This window comes from Nocardia sp. SSK8, assembly GCF_037034205.1.
Taxonomy (GTDB): Bacteria; Actinomycetota; Actinomycetes; order Mycobacteriales; family Mycobacteriaceae; genus Nocardia.
On the sequence record NZ_JBAGKD010000001.1, the window covers coordinates 581,860 to 598,809 of the forward strand.

14 protein-coding genes are annotated in these 16,950 nt (G+C 71.5%); 10 read left to right on the forward strand and 4 right to left on the reverse strand.

Annotated features, from left to right (window positions below; genetic code table 11):
* Positions 1–251 precede the first annotated feature (251 nt).
* Positions 252–815, forward strand: coding sequence for an alpha/beta hydrolase (locus tag WA675_RS02660; RefSeq protein ID WP_336081547.1), 564 nt, complete (start codon positions 252–254; stop codon positions 813–815).
* 4 nt (positions 816–819) lie between these two features.
* Here the strand turns inward: WA675_RS02660 and WA675_RS02665 are convergent, their stop codons facing one another.
* Positions 820–1,851 (reverse strand): alpha/beta hydrolase, encoded by a 1,032-nt coding sequence (locus tag WA675_RS02665; protein ID WP_336081548.1) that lies wholly within the window; start codon positions 1,849–1,851, stop codon positions 820–822.
* A gap of 235 nt (positions 1,852–2,086) precedes the next feature.
* On the opposite strand from WA675_RS02665, the gene mqo reads away from it, so the two are divergent.
* The 7 genes from mqo to WA675_RS02700 all read left to right on the forward strand — a co-directional run bounded on the left by mqo (position 2,087) and on the right by WA675_RS02700 (position 11,231).
* On the forward strand, positions 2,087–3,616 hold the full coding sequence (gene mqo, locus WA675_RS02670; RefSeq protein ID WP_336081550.1) for a malate dehydrogenase (quinone): 1,530 nt from the start codon (positions 2,087–2,089) through the stop codon (positions 3,614–3,616).
* A 4-nt stretch (positions 3,617–3,620) separates the two neighbouring features.
* Positions 3,621–4,058, forward strand: coding sequence for a GNAT family N-acetyltransferase (locus WA675_RS02675; protein ID WP_336081552.1), 438 nt, complete (start codon positions 3,621–3,623; stop codon positions 4,056–4,058).
* Between the two features lie 108 nt (positions 4,059–4,166).
* The gene (locus tag WA675_RS02680; protein ID WP_336081554.1) at positions 4,167–6,365 is read left to right on the forward strand and encodes a magnesium chelatase subunit D family protein; all 2,199 of its coding nucleotides are present in this window, start codon (positions 4,167–4,169) and stop codon (positions 6,363–6,365) included.
* A gap of 158 nt (positions 6,366–6,523) precedes the next feature.
* Positions 6,524–7,138 (forward strand): cob(I)yrinic acid a,c-diamide adenosyltransferase, encoded by a 615-nt coding sequence (gene cobO / locus WA675_RS02685; protein ID WP_336081556.1) that lies wholly within the window; start codon positions 6,524–6,526, stop codon positions 7,136–7,138.
* Between the two features lie 103 nt (positions 7,139–7,241).
* A complete protein-coding gene (locus WA675_RS02690; RefSeq protein WP_336081557.1) occupies positions 7,242–8,795 on the forward strand; it encodes a cobyrinate a,c-diamide synthase in 1,554 nt (517 codons plus the stop codon).
* Between the two features lie 29 nt (positions 8,796–8,824).
* Complete coding sequence (locus WA675_RS02695; protein ID WP_336081559.1) at positions 8,825–9,241, forward strand: cobalamin biosynthesis protein; 417 nt, start codon at positions 8,825–8,827, stop codon at positions 9,239–9,241.
* A 391-nt stretch (positions 9,242–9,632) separates the two neighbouring features.
* Entirely contained in the window at positions 9,633–11,231 is a 1,599-nt protein-coding gene (locus tag WA675_RS02700; protein ID WP_336081560.1) for a TROVE domain-containing protein, read from the forward strand.
* 81 nt (positions 11,232–11,312) lie between these two features.
* Here WA675_RS02700 and WA675_RS02705 read toward each other — a convergent pair whose 3' ends face one another.
* The gene (locus WA675_RS02705; RefSeq protein ID WP_336081561.1) at positions 11,313–12,410 is read right to left on the reverse strand and encodes a hypothetical protein; all 1,098 of its coding nucleotides are present in this window, start codon (positions 12,408–12,410) and stop codon (positions 11,313–11,315) included.
* Between the two features lie 21 nt (positions 12,411–12,431).
* Positions 12,432–13,562 (reverse strand): phosphotransferase family protein, encoded by a 1,131-nt coding sequence (locus tag WA675_RS02710; RefSeq protein ID WP_336081563.1) that lies wholly within the window; start codon positions 13,560–13,562, stop codon positions 12,432–12,434.
* 193 nt (positions 13,563–13,755) lie between these two features.
* Here WA675_RS02710 and WA675_RS02715 point away from each other — a divergent pair, with 193 nt between their 5' ends.
* A complete protein-coding gene (locus WA675_RS02715; protein WP_336081564.1) occupies positions 13,756–15,108 on the forward strand; it encodes a DoxX family protein in 1,353 nt (450 codons plus the stop codon).
* A gap of 4 nt (positions 15,109–15,112) precedes the next feature.
* Here the strand turns inward: WA675_RS02715 and WA675_RS02720 are convergent, their stop codons facing one another.
* Positions 15,113–15,568, reverse strand: coding sequence for a nucleoside deaminase (locus tag WA675_RS02720; protein ID WP_336081565.1), 456 nt, complete (start codon positions 15,566–15,568; stop codon positions 15,113–15,115).
* Between the two features lie 115 nt (positions 15,569–15,683).
* On the opposite strand from WA675_RS02720, the gene cobA reads away from it, so the two are divergent.
* Positions 15,684–16,925 carry a uroporphyrinogen-III C-methyltransferase gene (gene cobA, locus WA675_RS02725; protein ID WP_336081567.1) on the forward strand — a complete coding sequence of 414 codons (1,242 nt, stop codon included), beginning with the start codon at positions 15,684–15,686 and terminating at the stop codon, positions 16,923–16,925.
* The last annotated feature ends 25 nt before the right edge of the window (positions 16,926–16,950 follow it).

Below are 16,950 nucleotides of genomic sequence, written 5' to 3' on the forward strand. Positions count from 1 at the left end.
CACCTTCTACACCGACGGCACCACCGGATGGACCCAGGAGTGCTTCGACCGGATGCGGTCCTGACCCGTCCGGCGCGCCGGTCCGTGCTGTGTGCGCCGTCTCTGCTCACCGCCGCCGCCCCGAGGCTGTGACAGGTCTGTCAATTCGGGCCTCTCCGGTGGGGAAACCGCAGGACACGGGGTGGAACGGACCGGCGGGGCGGAGCGGAACGAGCTGCCGTGTTCAGCCCGGCCGTGTACCGTACACCGGCATGAAATCTCGGCAGATCACGGTCGGTGACCAGGCCTGGACAGTGCGGGTGGACGGCCCGTCTTCGCGGCACAATGTGCTGTTGCTTCCCGACGCGGACGACCCTGCCGACGTGTTCGACCAGGTGTGCGCGCGGCTGCACGAATCCGATCTGCAGACCGTCGTCGTGGAGTCGGTCACCGGACTGGATCCGGCCGGGGTGCACGCCATTCTCGACGCGCTCGAGCTGCCGTACGTCAATGTCGCGGGCCGGGGCGCGGGCGCCGCGCTGGCCTGGCGGGTGTGCGCGGGCCGGTTCGGCCGGTTCATGAGCCTCGTCGTCGCCGATCACGGGCATCCCGCGGTGCCCGACGCGGCGGGCGCGGTGACCGATGCCACCTGCCCGCCGCTGGAGCTGCCGGTCACCATGCTGGTGACCAAGAGCCTGCCGCGCGCCACCGCCGACGCCTCCGGTCGCTACGTCTACGGCGAGTTCCGGGTGGTCCCGCTCGAGGTCGACAACGTCGCCACCGAAGGCGCGCACGAGCTGGCCACCGAGATCGTGCTCCGCACCAGCCTCTGGTAGCGGGCTAGGGCTTCCGGTACGTCGCCAGCCAGTCGAGCCAGTTGTCGGTTTCGGCGAACGCGTTGGCGCGCACCGGTTCCGCGGACAGGAACACGTCGTGGCGGGCGCCGTCGATCGGGATGATCGTGGTGCGCTCGCCCAGGCAGCCCGCCCAGCGCTGGATCTGCTTGACGTCGAGCACCGCGTCGGCCACGTCCACAGCGGGGCTGTGCGCGCGGGCGAACTTGCTGATCCGCGAGCGCAGGATCAGCGCGGGCACGCCGATCGCCAGCCCCTGGTGCAGCCGCGCCTGTCCGCGCCGGATGGCGCGCAGCCAGCCCAGCCGCACCGGCTCGCCCGCCAGCGGCTTCCAGTCCAGGTCGTAGTCCCACTCGCCTGCCCGGGTGTGGTGCAGGCTCTCGCCGTAGGCGGTGCTCACGCCCATGCCCGGCAGCTCGGCGAACGCGCGCAACCGGCCGACGGCATTGATGATCGGCGTGCCGACGGTGCGGTAGTACGCCGGACCCTGCAGATCGAACCAGGGACTGTTGAGCACCACCCCGACCACGCCCGCCGCGGCCGAGCCGCCCGCGGCCTCCAGCCGGTCCAGCCACAGCGGCGCCACCAGGCCACCGGTCGAATGCGCCACGATCAGCACATCGCGCCCGGTCTCGGCGCGCGCGATCCGCAGCGCCTCGTTCAGTTCGGCGTCGTAGAGCGACAGATCGCTGACGAAGTGCGCGCTCTGCCCGGCTCGCCGGGAGCGCCCGCACTTGCGCAGGTCCAGGGCGTAGAAGCGGTGGCCGCGGGCCGCGAAGTGCTCGGCCACGTGTTCCTGGAAGAAGTAGTCGGTGAAGCCGTGCAGATAGAGCACCGTCGGCTCCGTGGCGGGGGCGTCGTTCGCCGGTCGATAGCGCACCAGGGTGGCCACCACCTCGCCCTCACCGTCGGGGTCGGGTCCCAGCGGCAGCGTGCGCTGCTGGTAGCCGGTGCCGAGTACGTCGGATTGCCACTGCTCGTCGGTCCGATCGGCGGTGCCGAGGGTTTCGTTCGTCACACCGCTCAATCTATCGCGCGGTCGTCGCGACGTGCAGCGTTGGTTTACGTCACATTCGGGAGGTCGGTTGCAGAACTCCGGAGGGCTGAGGTGCACAATTGGCCTTAGGTGAACGACGGGTAACCTACCCCCCGGCGACTCACCGCGAGTCGCGTCACCCAAACCGAAGCGCCCGCGCCCAAGCCGACTCACCCGCCGGTGGGTAGCTGAGAAGGACAAGGAAGTCGAAGTACCCGTGTCGAACGCTGCGAAGACTGAAAAGACCGATGTAGTACTCATCGGCGCAGGCATCATGAGTGCCACGCTGGGCGCGCTGCTGCGGCAGCTGCAGCCCGAGTGGTCGATCTCGGTGTTCGAGCGGCTCGACGCCGCCGCCGCGGAGAGCAGCGATCCGTGGAACAACGCCGGTACCGGTCACTCGGCGCTGTGCGAGCTGAACTACAGCCCGCAGAACCCCGACGGCTCGGTCGACATCGGCAAGGCCGTCGACATCAACGAGCGCTTCCAGGTCTCGCGTCAGTTCTGGGCCTCCGGCGTCGACGCCGGGTTCCTCGGCGACCCGTCCGGCTTCATCAACCCCATCCCGCACGTGAGCTTCGTGCACGGCGCCGCCAACGTCGAGTACCTGCGCAAGCGCTACGAGGCGCTGGCCCCGCACCCGCTGTTCCGCGGCATGGAGTACATCGACCGCCCCGACGAGTTCGCCGCGCGCCTGCCGCTGATGGCCAAGGGCCGTGACTTCACCGACCCGATCGCGCTGAACTGGACCGACGGCGGCACCGACATCGATTTCGGCGCGCTCACCAAGCAGCTGCTGGCCTACATCGGCTACTCCGGCGGCGAGATCGCCTTCGGCACCGAGGTCCGCGACCTGGACAAGCAGTCCGACGGCTCCTGGAACGTCACCGTGCGCAACCTGCGCACCTTCAAGTCGCGCACCGTCAACGCGAAGTTCGTCTTCGTCGGCGCCGGTGGTGGCGCGCTGCCGCTGCTGCAGAAGTCCGGCATCAAGGAGGCCAAGGGCTTCGGTGGCTTCCCGATCTCCGGCCAGTTCCTGCGCTCGACCAACCCCGAGCTGATCGCCGCGCACGAGGCCAAGGTGTACGGCAAGGCCGCCGTCGGCGCGCCGCCTATGTCGGTGCCGCACCTGGACACCCGCGTCATCAACGGCCAGAAGGGCCTGCTGTTCGGCCCCTACGCGGGCTGGACCCCCAAGTTCCTCAAAGACGGCTCCAACGCCGACCTGTTCAAGTCGATCAAGCCGAACAATATCGGCTCGCTGGTCGGCGTCGGCCTCACCGAGATGGGCCTGACCAAGTACCTGATCACCGAGCTGCTCAAGTCGCAGAACGGCAAGGTCGGCGTGCTCGAGGAGTTCCTGCCGCGCGCCGAGGGCCGCGACTGGGAGCTGATCACCGCCGGTCAGCGCGTGCAGGTCATCCGCAAGAAGGGCGCGGGCGGCGTGCTCGAGTTCGGCACCGCGGTCATCTCCGCCCAGGACGGCACCATCGCCGGTCTGCTCGGTGCCTCGCCGGGCGCCTCGACCTGTGTCACCGCCATGCTCGACGTCATGCAGCGCTGCTTCCCGCGTGAGTACGCCGAGTGGACCCCGCAGCTGAAGCAGCTGATCCCCTCGCTGGGCCAGAAGCTGTCGGAGAACCAGGCCCTGTTCCAGGAGGTCTGGGACTGGACGAACAAGTCGCTGAAGCTGGACGGCCCCGTCGCCACCGCGCAGCCGGAAGCCGCCACCTACGCCCAGGTGTGAGCCGGTGGCGTCGACGGTCACGCTGCGCCGCCGTTGGGCGGCCGACCTCGACGCCACCACCCTCTACGCCCTGCTGCGCCTGCGCGTGGACGTCTTCGTCGTCGAGCAGGCGTGCGCCTATCCCGAACTGGACGGGCGTGACCTGCTGGCCTCGACCCGGCATTTCTGGCTGGCCGACGACGACGCGATCGTCGGCACCCTGCGCCTGCTCGCGGAAGATTCCGGTTACCGCATCGGCCGGGTGTGCCTGGCCCCGTCCGCTCGTGGACTCGGCCACACCACCCGGCTGATGCGTGCCGCCCTCACCGAAACCGGCACGGCGACAGTGCGATTGGATGCCCAATCGCACCTGGTCGACATGTACGCCCGCTACGGATTCGCTGTCGACGGACCGGAATTCCTCGACGACGGCATCCCGCACACCCCCATGCGCCGAGGCTGACGGCGCGATGGTCCGTACCGCGACCGCCGCCGGGCGGCCGGGGGAGCGGACGATCGTGGGCCGATGCCCGGCGGCACAGCGTGGCGGGGCCGGGCCTAGAGTTGAGGCGTGCCTGGTTTCGCTGATGTCGCCGCTGGTCCGCACGCTGCCGCCCGATCGGTCGGTGAGGCGGGCTTTCCCTTCTCCGCGGTCGTGGGGCAGGAACAGCTGCAACTGGCGTTGATCTTGTCGGCGGTGCACCCCGGCATCGGCGGTGTGCTGGTGCGCGGTGAGAAGGGCACCGCCAAGTCGACCGTGGTGCGCGCGCTGGCGCAGCTGCTGCCGCCGGTGGTCGACGAGACCGGGGCCCGGCCCGCCCGGCTGGTGGAGCTGCCGGTCGGCGCCACCGAGGACCGCGTGGTCGGCTCGCTGGATCTCGAGCGTGTCCTGCGTGACGGCGAACAGGCCTTCCGGCCCGGTCTGCTGGCCGCGGCCCACCACGGCGTGCTCTACGTCGACGAGGTGAACCTGCTGCACGACCACCTGGTCGACGTGCTGCTCGACGCGGCTGCCATGGGCCGGGTGCATGTCGAACGCGACGGGGTCTCGCATTCGCATCCGGCGCGGTTCGTCCTGGTCGGCACCATGAACCCCGAAGAGGGCGAGCTGCGCCCGCAATTGCTGGACCGCTTCGGTCTCGCCGTCGACGTGGCCGCCTCCCGCGAGGTCGACACCCGCATGGCGGTGATCCGCAGGCGGCTGGACTACGAAGCCGACCCGGCCGGGTTCGCCGCCCGGTACCTCGACGCCGATCGCGCTGTCGCCGAACGCATTCTGACCGCCCGCGACCGGCTGCCCGAGGTCGGGCTCGACAATGCCGAACTGCGCCGGATCGCGGCCTTGTGCGCGGCCTTCGACGTGGACGGCATGCGTGCCGATCTGGTCGTCGCCCGGACCGCCACCGCGCATGCCGCGTGGCAGGGGCGCGACCGCGTCACGGAGGACGATGTCCGCGTGGCCGCCCAGCTGGCGCTGCCGCATCGGCGCCGCCGCGATCCGTTCGACGAGCCGGGAATCAGCGACGAACAGCTCGACGAGGCGATGCAGGCGGCGGCCGACGAGGTCGAACACGCCGCCACCGCCGAAGGATTCGACGAGATCGCGCTCGAGGGCGCCGATCCGGGGCAGGATGGAACCGGTCCGGACGGCGAGCAGTCCGGTGGGGCCCAGGGCCGTGACGGACAGGACGGCTCGCAGCCGGACGGGCAGGGCGGTAACAGCGCGGCCGACGCGACTCGGCAACCCGACGACGGCGGACCGGCCGGTCACAGCACCGACGACCACGGCCCCCAGGGTGGCCCGGACGACCGCGGCTCGGATGATCTCGACGACGGCGGCCCGAATGGCCCTGACGACGGCGGTCCCGACGGCCCCGACGACGACGGCCCGCAGGGCGGCGGCCCCCGCGGTGGCTCCCGGCCAGCCGCCGAAAGCACCTCGGGCACACCGGGTTCCGTGAACAAGGCCGTCCCGCGCTGGGAGGTCCCCGGTATCGGCGAAGGCGCCCCCGGCCGCCGCTCGCGCGCGCAGACCCGCACCGGCCGGATGGTCCGTCCCAGCACCGACACCTCGACCGGCCTGCACCTGCTCGGCACCGTCTTCGCCGCGGCGCCACGGCAATTCGAGCGCGGCCGCCTCAGCGGTCCGCTGGCGCTGGCGGCCGAGGATCTGCGTGGCGCGTATCGCGAAGGGCGCGAAGGGAACCTGGTCGTCTTCGTGGTCGACGCTTCCGGCTCGATGGCCGCGCGCGACCGGCTCACCGCCGTCACCGGCGCCATCGTCACCCTGCTGCGCGACGCCTACCAGCGCCGCGACAAGGTCGCCGTGATCAGCGTGCGCGGCAGCGAGGCCGAACTCGTGCTGCCGCCCACCTCCTCGGTCGACATCGCCGTGCGCCGCCTGGCCGGGCTGCGCACCGGCGGCAAGACCCCCCTCGCGGCCGGGCTGCTGAAGGCCCGCGAGGTGATCGCCCGCGAACACGTCCGCGACCCGCGCCGCCGCCCGATGCTCGTGCTGCTCACCGACGGCCGCGCCACCGGCGGCACCGACCCGCTGCCCCGCGCCCGCGCCGCCGCCCGTCTGCTCGCCGGAGAAGGCCACACCGCCATGGTCATCGACTGCGAACGCGGCATGATCCGCCTCGGCCTCGCCGCTGAACTCTCCCGCGACCTGCGCGCCCGCTACCTGCGCCTGGACGAACTCACCGGCGAGACCGTCGCCGACGTCGTCCGGGGCTCGGCGCGCGCGTCCACCCCCCGCGCGGCCTGAGGAGACCGGACCGCGTACGGGGTGGGCTGAGCCCGCTGGACAGGGTGGGCGCGCGAGCGGGGGCACCGGTCGTGCCCTGATAGAAAGAGGGCAGGATCGGTAGCCGGTACCGGTTGGCCGACAGCAGCGTGGCAGTGCGCCGAGAAGAGGAGTTCCCTGTGCCCAAAGGTGTTCCGGAGGTCGTCCCCGAGGACGGGCTGACCACCCGGCAGCGACGCAACCAGCCGGTGCTTGCGGTGCACACGGGCCCGGGTAAGGGCAAGTCCACCGCCGCGTTCGGGATGGCGCTGCGGGCCTGGAACCAGGGCTTCGACGTGGCCGTCTTCCAGTTCGTGAAGAGCGCCAAATGGAAGGTCGGCGAGGAAGCCGCCTTCCGCACCCTCGGCACCCTGCACGAGGAGACCGGGGCAGGCGGCGCGGTGGAGTGGCACAAGATGGGCGAGGGCTGGTCCTGGACCCGCAAGCACGGCACCGAGGAGGACCACGCCGCCGCCGCACTGGCGGGCTGGCAGGAGATCGCCCGCCGGATCGCCGCCGAACAGCACCGCTTCTACGTGCTCGACGAATTCACCTACCCCCTCAAATGGGGCTGGGTGGATATCGACGAGGTGGTCGAGACCCTGACGAACCGCCCCGGCAACCAGCACGTGGTGATCACCGGCCGCGACGCCCCGCAGGCCCTCATTGATGCCGCCGACCTGGTCACCGAGATGACCAAGGTCAAGCACCCCATGGACGCGGGCCGTAAAGGCCAGCGCGGCATCGAATGGTGAGCGTCGCCGGGCCGCGGACCGCCGCCGCCGGGTCCGCCCCGGCGCGGCCCGCCGACATGGCCGCGCGGTTCGCCGACCGGTGCGGCGCGGATGGGACGCTGTGGTGAGCGCACCCGCCGTGGTGATCGCCGCTCCCGCGTCGGGCAGCGGCAAGACCACCCTCGCCACGGGGCTGATCGGCGCGCTGCGGCGAGCGGGTCACCGGGTGGCGCCGTTCAAGGTCGGCCCCGACTACATCGACCCCGGCTATCACGGGCTCGCCGCGGGCCGCCCCGGCCGCAATCTCGACCCGGTGCTGGTGGGGCAGGACCGCGTGCTGCCGCTGTACCGGCACGGTGCGCGCGGCTGCGATATCGCCGTGGTCGAGGGCGTGATGGGCCTGTTCGACGGGCGCATCGACGAACAGCGCGTCGAGGCCGTGGCCGAGGGCTCCACCGCCCAGGTGGCCGGGCTGCTCGGCGCGCCGGTGGTGCTGGTGGTCGACGCGCGCGGCCACTCCCAGAGCCTGGCCGCCCTGCTGCACGGTTTCGCCACCTTCGACGCCTCGGTGCGGCTTGGCGGAGTGATCCTCAACCGCGTCGGCAGCGAACGCCACGAACAGGTCCTGCGCGCCGCCTGCGACCGCGTCGGCCTGCCTGTGCTGGGGGCGCTGCCCCGCATGGCCGAACTGGAGGTCCCCTCCCGCCACCTCGGCCTCATCCCCGCCGTCGAACACGGCCGGGCCGCCGTCGACGCCGTCGACGCCATGACCGAACTCGTCGCCGCCCACGTCGACCTCGGCGCTGTCGTCGCCCTCGCGGGTGGCTCGGTCCAGGGCCCCGCCTGGGACCCGGCGACGGAACTGGCCGCCCTCGCCGAAGCCACCGCGCCCACCATCGGCACCCCGCCGCCCGTCGCGGACGAACCCGTGGCCGCGGACCCGGGGAAGCCGCTCACCGTCGTGGCGGGCACCCCGGCGATGGACGCGCCACCGACCGCCACCATGGAGGCTCCCGTCTTCCACGAGGCGCCGAAGCCCCTGGTCGTCATGCCAGAGCACACCGCGGGGAAGCCGGTGATCGCCATGGCCGGTGGCCCCGCGTTCACCTTCGGCTACGCCGAACACCGCGAACTGCTGCTGGCCGCGGGCGCCGAGGTCGCCGTCTTCGACCCCCTGCACGACGAACTGCCCTCGGGCACCGCGGGATTGGTGCTCCCGGGCGGATTTCCCGAAGAACACGCGGGCGCGCTCTCGGCCAACGAACAGCTGCGCGCCGAGATCGCCGACGCCGCCGCCCGTGACCTGCCCATCCACGCCGAATGCGCGGGCCTGCTCTACCTGACCACCTCGCTCGACGGCCACCCCATGGCCGGAATCCTCGACGCCACCGCCGAATTCGGCCCCCGCCTCACCCTCGGCTACCGCGACGCCGTCGCCCTGCACGACTCCGCCCTCTGGCGCGCCGGAGCCCGGGTCCGCGGCCACGAATTCCACCGCACCCGCCTGGTCCGCACCGGTCCGGAGCCCGCCGCCTGGGGCTGGCGTGCCCCCGGCTCGATGTCCGAAGGCGCCGTGGTCCGCCAGGTCCACGCCTCCTACCTGCACACCCACCCGGCCGGAAACCCCGACGCCATCGCCCGTTTCGTCGACGCCGCCCGGCGCTTCGACCGGCGTTGACGACCCTGGGCCCCGGTCCGGAACCCGGCGTGACCGAGCAGGCACCCGGCGTCGGGGCGAGCGGCTCGACGGTCCCGGGGCAACAGAGCGTGGTGGTCGGTCTCGGGCTCCGGCCGGGTACCGAATCGCACCGGATTCTCCGCGCGATCGACGCGGTGGTCGTCGATGCCCGGATCGTCGTGCTGGCCACCCTCGACCGGCGCGCGGACGACACCGGAATCCGCGCCGCCGCCGACATCCTGACGGCTGAACTGGTGACCTTCACCCCGGCGCAGCTGGCGGCGGTCGAGGTCCGGCATCGATCGGCGCGGACCGCGCGCGCGATCGGCGCGGGCAGCGTGGCCGAAGCGGCGGCGCTGCTCGCCGGTGGTGAACTCCTCGGGGGGAGAACAGTTGTCGAGGGGATCGTCGTCGCGGTGGCCACCGCGGACGAGGCCCGGAATTAATTCGGTGGGCAGAATCGGTGCCGCGCAGTACCGTTCTCCTCAGCAGTCGGCACGGCGGACCGGATTCGATCGGTTACCGATTCAGACGGGGATGTCGCAGGTTCGAATCCTGCCCGCCATCGCGAGGTGGCGGTAGCTCAGTCCGGTAGAGCGCCTTCCGGTCGGACACACACGCCCGCCGCGCCGCTGCACCGGTAGACGAGCAGGACGGACCGGATTCGGTCGGTTATCTGGCAAAGACCCTCGGGTCGAGCGGGTTCGACTCTCGCGACGGAAAGCGATTTCCGTATTCGGCCGAACACACACGTCCGTCCGCTCGCTACCGCAGCCATGTCCCGGTGGGTTCCGGGGCCGAGACTTCAACGCCGGTCGACGCATCGGAGGGGGAACAATGAACATTCTGTCGCGCATTTCTCGTCGCGGTACACCGCAGACCTCGCCCGCCGATCCCCGGCAGGTGCGCGGTGACGCGGGCGGCTTCGTCTTCGAGATCACCCCGCGGGCGCGCCTGCGCCGTTTCCTGACCCTCGGCACGGAATCCGGAACGTACTACGTCAGCGCCGCCACGCTGACCGCCGACAACGCCGCATTCGTGCTCGGGTACGCGCGCGAGCACACCGCCGACCTGGTGCGCGAGATCGTCGAGATCTCGACCTCCGGCCGGGCGCCGCGCGCCAACCCGGCCCTGTTCGCCCTGGCCGCCGCCGCCTCGGTCGGCGACCTCGACGGCCGCCGCGCCGCCCTGGCCGCGCTGCCGCTGGTCGCGCGCACCGGCACCCACCTGTTCCTGTTCGCCGGCTACGCCGAGCAGTTCCGGGGCTGGGGTCGTGGACTCCAGCGGGCGGTCGTGAACTGGTACCTCGACAAGCCGGTCGACGCCCTGGCTTTCCAGGTGGTCAAGTATCGGCAGCGGGAAGGCTGGTCGCACCGCGACCTGCTCCGCCTGGCGCACCCGGCGACCACCGAGGACGAGCGGAGCCGCCTGTTCGACTGGATCTGCGGGCGCGCCCCGACTCTGGACGGGCTCGCCCTCGTCGACGGCTTCCAGCGTGCCCAGAGCGCGCCGGTCGCCCAGGTGCCCGAGCTGGTCCGCGAGTACCGGCTGAGCTGGGAGATGCTGCCCGACGCCGCGCTGAACTCCGCGCCGGTGTGGGAAGCGCTGCTGGACAACGGACTTCCGCAGACGGCGCTGCTGCGTCAGCTGCCGCGCCTGACCCGGCTGGGTCTGCTCGACCCGCTCGGCTCGCGCACCGCGGCGGTCTGCGCGCAGCTGACCGACCTGGACCGGCTGCGCAAGGCCCGCGTGCACCCGGTCGCGGCGCTGATCGCCCAGCGCACCTACGCGAGTGGGCGGTCGGCCCGGGGATCGGGCACCTGGACGCCCTCGGCCCCGGTCGTCGAAGCCCTCGACGCCGCGTTCTACGCCGCCTTCGGGACGGTCGAGGCGACGGGCCTGCGGCACCTGCTGGCGCTGGACGTCTCCGGCTCGATGGTGAGCGCGATCTCCGGCCTGCCGCTCAGCGCGCGCGAAGCCTCGGCCGCGCTCGCGCTGGTCACCGCCCGTATCGAACCTAGGCACCAGATCGTCGGGTTCACCTCGGCGGGCAAGGGCTGGCAGGGCGCCGAGGGGCTCACCGAGCTGGCGATCTCGCCACGGCAGCGGCTCGACGATGCCGTGCGTACCGTCTCGGGTCTGCCGTTCGGGGGTACCGACTGCTCGCTGCCCATCCTGCACGCGCTGGACAAGGGCATCGAGGTCGACGTGTTCTCGGTGTACACCGACAACGAGACCTGGGCGGGCTCGGTGCACCCGCACCAGGCGCTGGCGCGCTATCGCCGCGAGGTGAACCCGCGCGCCAAGCTGGTGGTCGTCGGGATGACGGCGACGAAGTTCAGCATCGCCGACCCGGACGACGCGGGCATGCTCGACGTCGCCGGATTCGATGCCGCCGTGCCGTCGCTGCTGGCCGACTTCGCCACGGCCGCTTAGCGATACCGGCAGGGAAATCGGAGCCGCCGCGACCTCGTTGTCGCGGCGGCGCCTTTCCTCTCACCGGAGCGGTCTCGGTCGTCAGGGGGCGACCGAGGACCAATCGGCGAAACCGGTGGGGTCGTGGCGGCCCATCGAGGCGTGCTCGAACAGGCCCCAGCCTTCGGCGTCGCCGCAGCGGGCGTAGCCGATGTGGTCGATCACGCCGTACGGGGTGCGGCCGATGATCGCGGGGTCGGTGAGGTCGTAGGAGCTCGACAGCGACCAGTTCTCGCCCATCCAGCGGCCGTGCGTCCAGTCGGGGTCGGCGCCGTAGCCGCAGCCCACGTGCAGGGCGATGCCGGGGCGCGACTCGATCTCGACTTCCAGGGGCTTGCCGTCGGGGGTGGTCAGATCCAGCCGCACCGACTTGGGGTGCCGGGTACCGGATTCGTAGCTCCAGTGCATGCGCGGCCAGCCCAGCTGTTCCTTGCGGCCGTCGTTCCAGATCCGCACCGCGTTGTTGAGCGTGCGGGTGCCGTCGGGCTCCTCCTGCACGATCACCACGATCGAGAACTCCGGGAACCGCAGCGGCGCGTACAGCCACCAGAACCCGCCCATGCCACCGGCCGGGGGACGGCCCGCCGGCTCCGGCTCGCCCGAGGGCCGGATGCCCCACGAACGGTCCCGGCTGCCGGTCCAGACCGCCGGATCGACGGTGTAGTCGCGCCCGTCGACGGCGAGAGTCCCTTCCCACGAACCCAATTGGGCGAACCGGGAGGCCTCGATGATCGGCCGGGTGCCGGACAGGATCAGGTGCGGCTGCTCCTGCACCGCGTCCTGCGCACCGGTCCAGGTGAGATCGAAGTTCAGGTCGTCGTGCTCGCAGATCACCCGCAGCTCGCGCAGCGGCTCGAGCACCTCGATCCGGTAACCGCCCACGCGCGTGGTCAGATCGCGGGAGGTCAGCGCGTCGGAGAAGCGCACCGCGCGCTGGGTGTCGCCGTGGCGGGCGGTGGCGAACGCGTCGACCACACCCAGGTTCGGGTACACGCCGAACCCGGTGATGAGCATGGTGTCACCGGCCGGGTCGAAGGCGTTGAAGTAGTAGCGGTCGTAGAAATTACGGTCGCTGGTGGCCACCCGGGCCAGTGACAGCGGGGTCTGGTGGACAGGGTATTCGTCCAGGGGTACCGGCATGATCGCCATGGTCGAAGCTCCTCAGTCCCACTCGTAGGTACCGTCGAGCAGCGCCTCGAGGCTGAGGCGGTGCATCACGTAGTCGTCGAGTTCGGCGGGCACGGTGTCCTCGCCGAAGTGGATCATCCGCCGCTTGATCCGGGCCATCACGATGGCGTGCCGCAGCGCCGCGTAGACGATGTAGAAGTCCAGGTCACCGACGGTGTGCCCGGTCAGCTCCTGGTACTTGGCGACCACGGCGTCCTTGCGCAGGAAATCCGGCAGGCCGGGCTGGTCGAAGCGGGTGGCGATGTCCTGGAAGAAGCGGTGGATGAAGATCACCCAGCCCAGATCCAGCTCGCGCGGGCCCAGCGTGGCCATCTCCCAGTCCAGCACCGCCGCCGGGGTGAAGCCGTCGAACAGGATGTTGCCGGGGCGCGCGTCGCCCCAGTTCAGCACCTCGGGGCCGGTCTCGGCGGGCCAGTGCGCCTCGAGCCAGTCGAAGGCGCGCTCGATCAGCGGGATGCGCACGCCGTCGTCGGTCAGCGCCCAGGCGTACCAGTCGCGCTGGGCCTGGAAGTGCCTGCGCAGCGCCGAACCCTCGCCGGTGAGCAGCGGGAAACGCGCGGCCACGTCGTCGATGGCGTGCACCCGGGCGATGGTCTCGACCGTCGCGTCGGCGATCAGCGCGCGTTCGTCGACGGTCGCGTCGAACACCCAGCCGAAGAACACGTAGGGCGGATTGTCGGCGGGCACCCGGCCCTCGACCTTCTCCATCACGAAGAACGGGGTGCCGAACACGGACTCGTCGAGTTCGAGCCAGCGCAGCGGCGGCACCGCGACCTCGGAGGCCTCGGCCACCCCGGACATCACCTGGTACTGCAGCGGCAGGTCGTAGGACTGGAACACCGGGAACGAGCCGTCCTCGGGCGCCATCCGCGCCACGAAAGACCCGCCGTCGGCCACACCACCGGCGGTCCACTCGGCGTCGAAGAGGATGGTGGTGCTCGACATCCCGCCGGTCGACGGCTTGCTCAGATTGCCGACCTTGGGCGGCGCGTCCGCACCCACCCGGCCGGACAGCCACTGCGACAGCTGCTCGGCGAGCTGGTCGAGATCGCGCTCGGTGACCGTGAGCGACTGCTGCGCGGTGAGGTCCGGATCATCGGACATATGTGAGTTACCCCTGTCGGCGAGATGAAACGCGTTTCGATATCGGCCTACCGGAAGACCGGCCGGAATGTAAGCCGGGCGTCGGTGAGTGGGATTCAGGGTTGACACCGAGAAGATGGGGGAGATCCCCGATGTGCCCGTCGTTGCCACCGATTAGCTTCGGTGGCAATCGATCTCGATGGGGAGGTACCGGGTGACGACGGCGACCGCGGAGCAGACGCACGACGATCTGACGGATCCACCGGCACCGGCGCCCGCCTGGCATCCGGTCGCGCTGCTCGCGTTCCGTTTCACTGTGGCCTATCTCGGCCTGTTCTGTGTGTGGATGGCGCAGATCACCTTCGTCTTCGCCGGGTGGTTCACCACCGTGCTGCCCCAGGAGGCGGTGGTCTGGCAGATCCGCGCGCTGGAACCGGTGAGCGGCTGGCTCGGCGAGCACGTCTTCGGGGTGGACGCAGAGGTGGTGATGACCGGCAGCGGCGACCTGGCCGCCATCTGGATCCAGCTGGGCCTGGTGCTGGTCGCCGCGCTGGTGATCACGGCGGTGTGGTCGGTGCTGGACCGGCGCAGGCGCGCCTATCCCTGGCTGGCGGCCTGGGCGCTGACCGGGCTGCGGCTGGCGGTCGGCGGGCAGATGCTGTTCTACGGTTTCAACAAACTGATCCCGCTCCAGATGCCCGAACCCGGGTTGCTCACCCTGATCTCCCGGGTCGGTGACCTGAGCCCGATGGGGATGTTGTGGACCCAGGTCGGCTCGTCGCCCGCCTACCAGATCGCGCTCGGCGCCGCGGAGGTGCTGGCCGGGATGCTGCTGTTCTGGCCGCGCACCGCCACGCTGGGCGCCATGCTCTCGGTGATCAGCATGGCCCAGGTGTTCCTGCTGAACCTGACCTTCGATGTGCCGGTGAAGATCCTGTCCGGGCACCTGCTGCTGATGAGCCTGGTCCTGCTGGCCCCGCAGGCGCGCAGGCTGGTGAACGTCCTGGTGCTGGAACGGGATTCGGCACCGATGACGCAACCAGCACTGTTCACCGCACCGCGCGCGAATCGGTGGGCCACCGGCGTGCAGCTGGCGCTGTGCCTGTGGATCACGGCTGGGCTGGTGGTCATGGGTGTCGAGAGCTGGCACGAATACGGCGGCGGCGCACCGAAACCCGAGCTCTACGGCATCTGGGACGTCACCGAGTACACCGTCGGCACCGAAACACTGCCGCCGCTGACCACCGACCCGGTCCGCTGGCAACGGCTCATCGTGGACACCGGGGGCTCGGTCGTACAGCACATGGACGGCCGCGTCGTGCCGGTCCTGACCACTCTCGACCCGGACACCCACACCCTCACGGTGATTCCGGCTGCCGGGCAACCGGATTCGCCGCCGATCGCCACCTTCGCCGTGGACCGGCCCACCGAGGACCGATTACTCCTGCGCGGCGACCTCGCCGGTGCGCCCGGCGCGGTGAGCCTGACCCGCTTCGACCACGAGAGCCTGCCCCTGCGCGGCACCGGATTCCACTGGGTCCAGAATGCGCCCAACTCCGGCGGCTGAGGACTCACAGCTCGTCGGTGCGGCCGATGTCCTCGAACCACAGGTCGGGACGGGCGGCGATGAACTCGGTCATCAGCGTCACGCAGCGCGGGTCGTCGAGGATGCGCACCCGCACGCCGTGCTCGGCGAGCCAATCGTGCCCGCCGTGGAAGGTGCGCGCCTCGCCGATGATCACCGTCCCGATCCCGAACTGGCGGATCAGGCCGCTGCAGAACCAGCAGGGGGACAGGGTGGTCACCATGATCGTCGGGCGGTAGTCCCGGCGGCGGCCCGCGGCGCGGAAGGCCGCGGTCTCGGCGTGGGCGCTGGGATCACCGTCCTGGACGCGGCGGTTGTGGCCGCGGCCGAGCACGGTGCCGTCGGCGCCGACGAGCGCGGCGCCGATCGGTACACCGCCCTCGGCCAGCCCGAGCCGGGCTTCCGCGTAGGCGATGTCGAGCAGGGCGGCGGGCGCTGTCATGGGTCCACTCTGGCCCGGCGCGGCCGGGCGCGCCCGGGTACCCGACGGCGTGTCGGCGCGGGATCCCGGCGGGTGCGTTCGGTGCCGCGCGCGCCAGGCTCTAGGCTCGGACACTGTGCCGAACACCTCTGACACCGCAGCGACCACGCCCGCCGGCGACCCGAACTACCTGGTGGGACTCGATCTGCGCGGGCGCAGAGTGGTCGTGGTCGGTGGCGGGACCGTCGCCCAGCGCAGGCTCGGCCTGCTGGTGGCCGCCGGGGCCGACGTCCACGTCGTCAGTCGCGCGGTGACCCCGGCCGTCGAGGGCATGGCCACCGCGGGACAGATCGCGGTGGAACTGCGCGACTACGCCGACGGCGATCTCGACGGCGCCTGGTACGCCATGGCCTGCACCGACGAGCCCGCGACCAATGCCGCGGTCGTCGCCGAGGCCAGTGCCCGGCGGATCTTCTGCGTGCGCGCCGATATCGCGCGCGACGGCACCGCGGTCACCCCGGCCACCGCCCGCTACGACGGGCTCACCCTCGGCGTGCTGGCCGGTGGCGCGCACCGCCGCTCGGCCGCGGTGCGCAACGGCCTGCTCGAGGCGCTGCAATCGGGTGTGGTGACCGACGATTCGGAACCGGTGACCCCCGGCGTCGCGCTGGTCGGCGGCGGCCCCGGCGACCCCGACCTGATCACCGTGCGCGGCCGCAGGCTGCTGGCCCGCGCCGACCTGGTGGTCGCCGACCGGCTGGCCCCGCCGGAACTGCTGGCCGAACTCGGCCCGCACGTCGAGGTGATCGACGCCGCCAAGATCCCCTACGGCCGGTCCATGGCCCAGGAGGCGATCAACCAGGCCCTCATCGAGGGCGCGAAGGCGGGCAAGTTCGTGGTCCGGCTCAAGGGCGGCGACCCGTATGTCTTCGGCCGCGGCTACGAGGAACTGGAAGCCTGCGCCGAGGCGGGCATCCCGGTGACCGTCGTGCCCGGGATCACCAGCCCGATCTCGGTGCCCGGCGCCGCGGGGATCCCGGTGACCCATCGCGGGGTCACCCACGAATTCGTCGTCGTCAGCGGGCACGTCGCCCCGGACCACCCGGACTCGCTGGTCGACTGGCCCGCGCTGGCGAAGCTGCGCGGCACCCTGGTGCTGATGATGGCGGTCGAGCGGATCGACAAGTTCGCCGCCGCCCTGCTCGACGGCGGCCGCCCGGCCGGGACACCCGCCGCGATCATCCAGGAGGGCACGCTGCGCACCCAGCGCGTGGTGCGCGCGGACCTGGGCACGGTCGCCGCGGCGGTCAAGGCCGAGGGCATCCGGCCGCCCGCGATCATCGTCATCGGGCCGACGGCGGGCTTCGGCCTCGACTAGCTTCCCAGGCCGCGCACCCTCGCGT

Excerpts from the sequence above, each read along its gene's own strand:
- WA675_RS02660 (WP_336081547.1), top strand. The coding sequence starts at position 252 with ATGAAATCTCGGCAGATCACGGTCGGTGACCAGGCCTGGACAGTGCGG.
- WA675_RS02700 (WP_336081560.1), top strand. The coding sequence starts at position 9,633 with ATGAACATTCTGTCGCGCATTTCTCGTCGCGGTACACCGCAGACCTCG.
- WA675_RS02705 (WP_336081561.1), bottom strand. The coding sequence starts at position 12,410 with ATGCCGGTACCCCTGGACGAATACCCTGTCCACCAGACCCCGCTGTCA.
- WA675_RS02710 (WP_336081563.1), bottom strand. The coding sequence starts at position 13,562 with ATGTCCGATGATCCGGACCTCACCGCGCAGCAGTCGCTCACGGTCACC.
- WA675_RS02720 (WP_336081565.1), bottom strand. The coding sequence starts at position 15,568 with ATGACAGCGCCCGCCGCCCTGCTCGACATCGCCTACGCGGAAGCCCGG.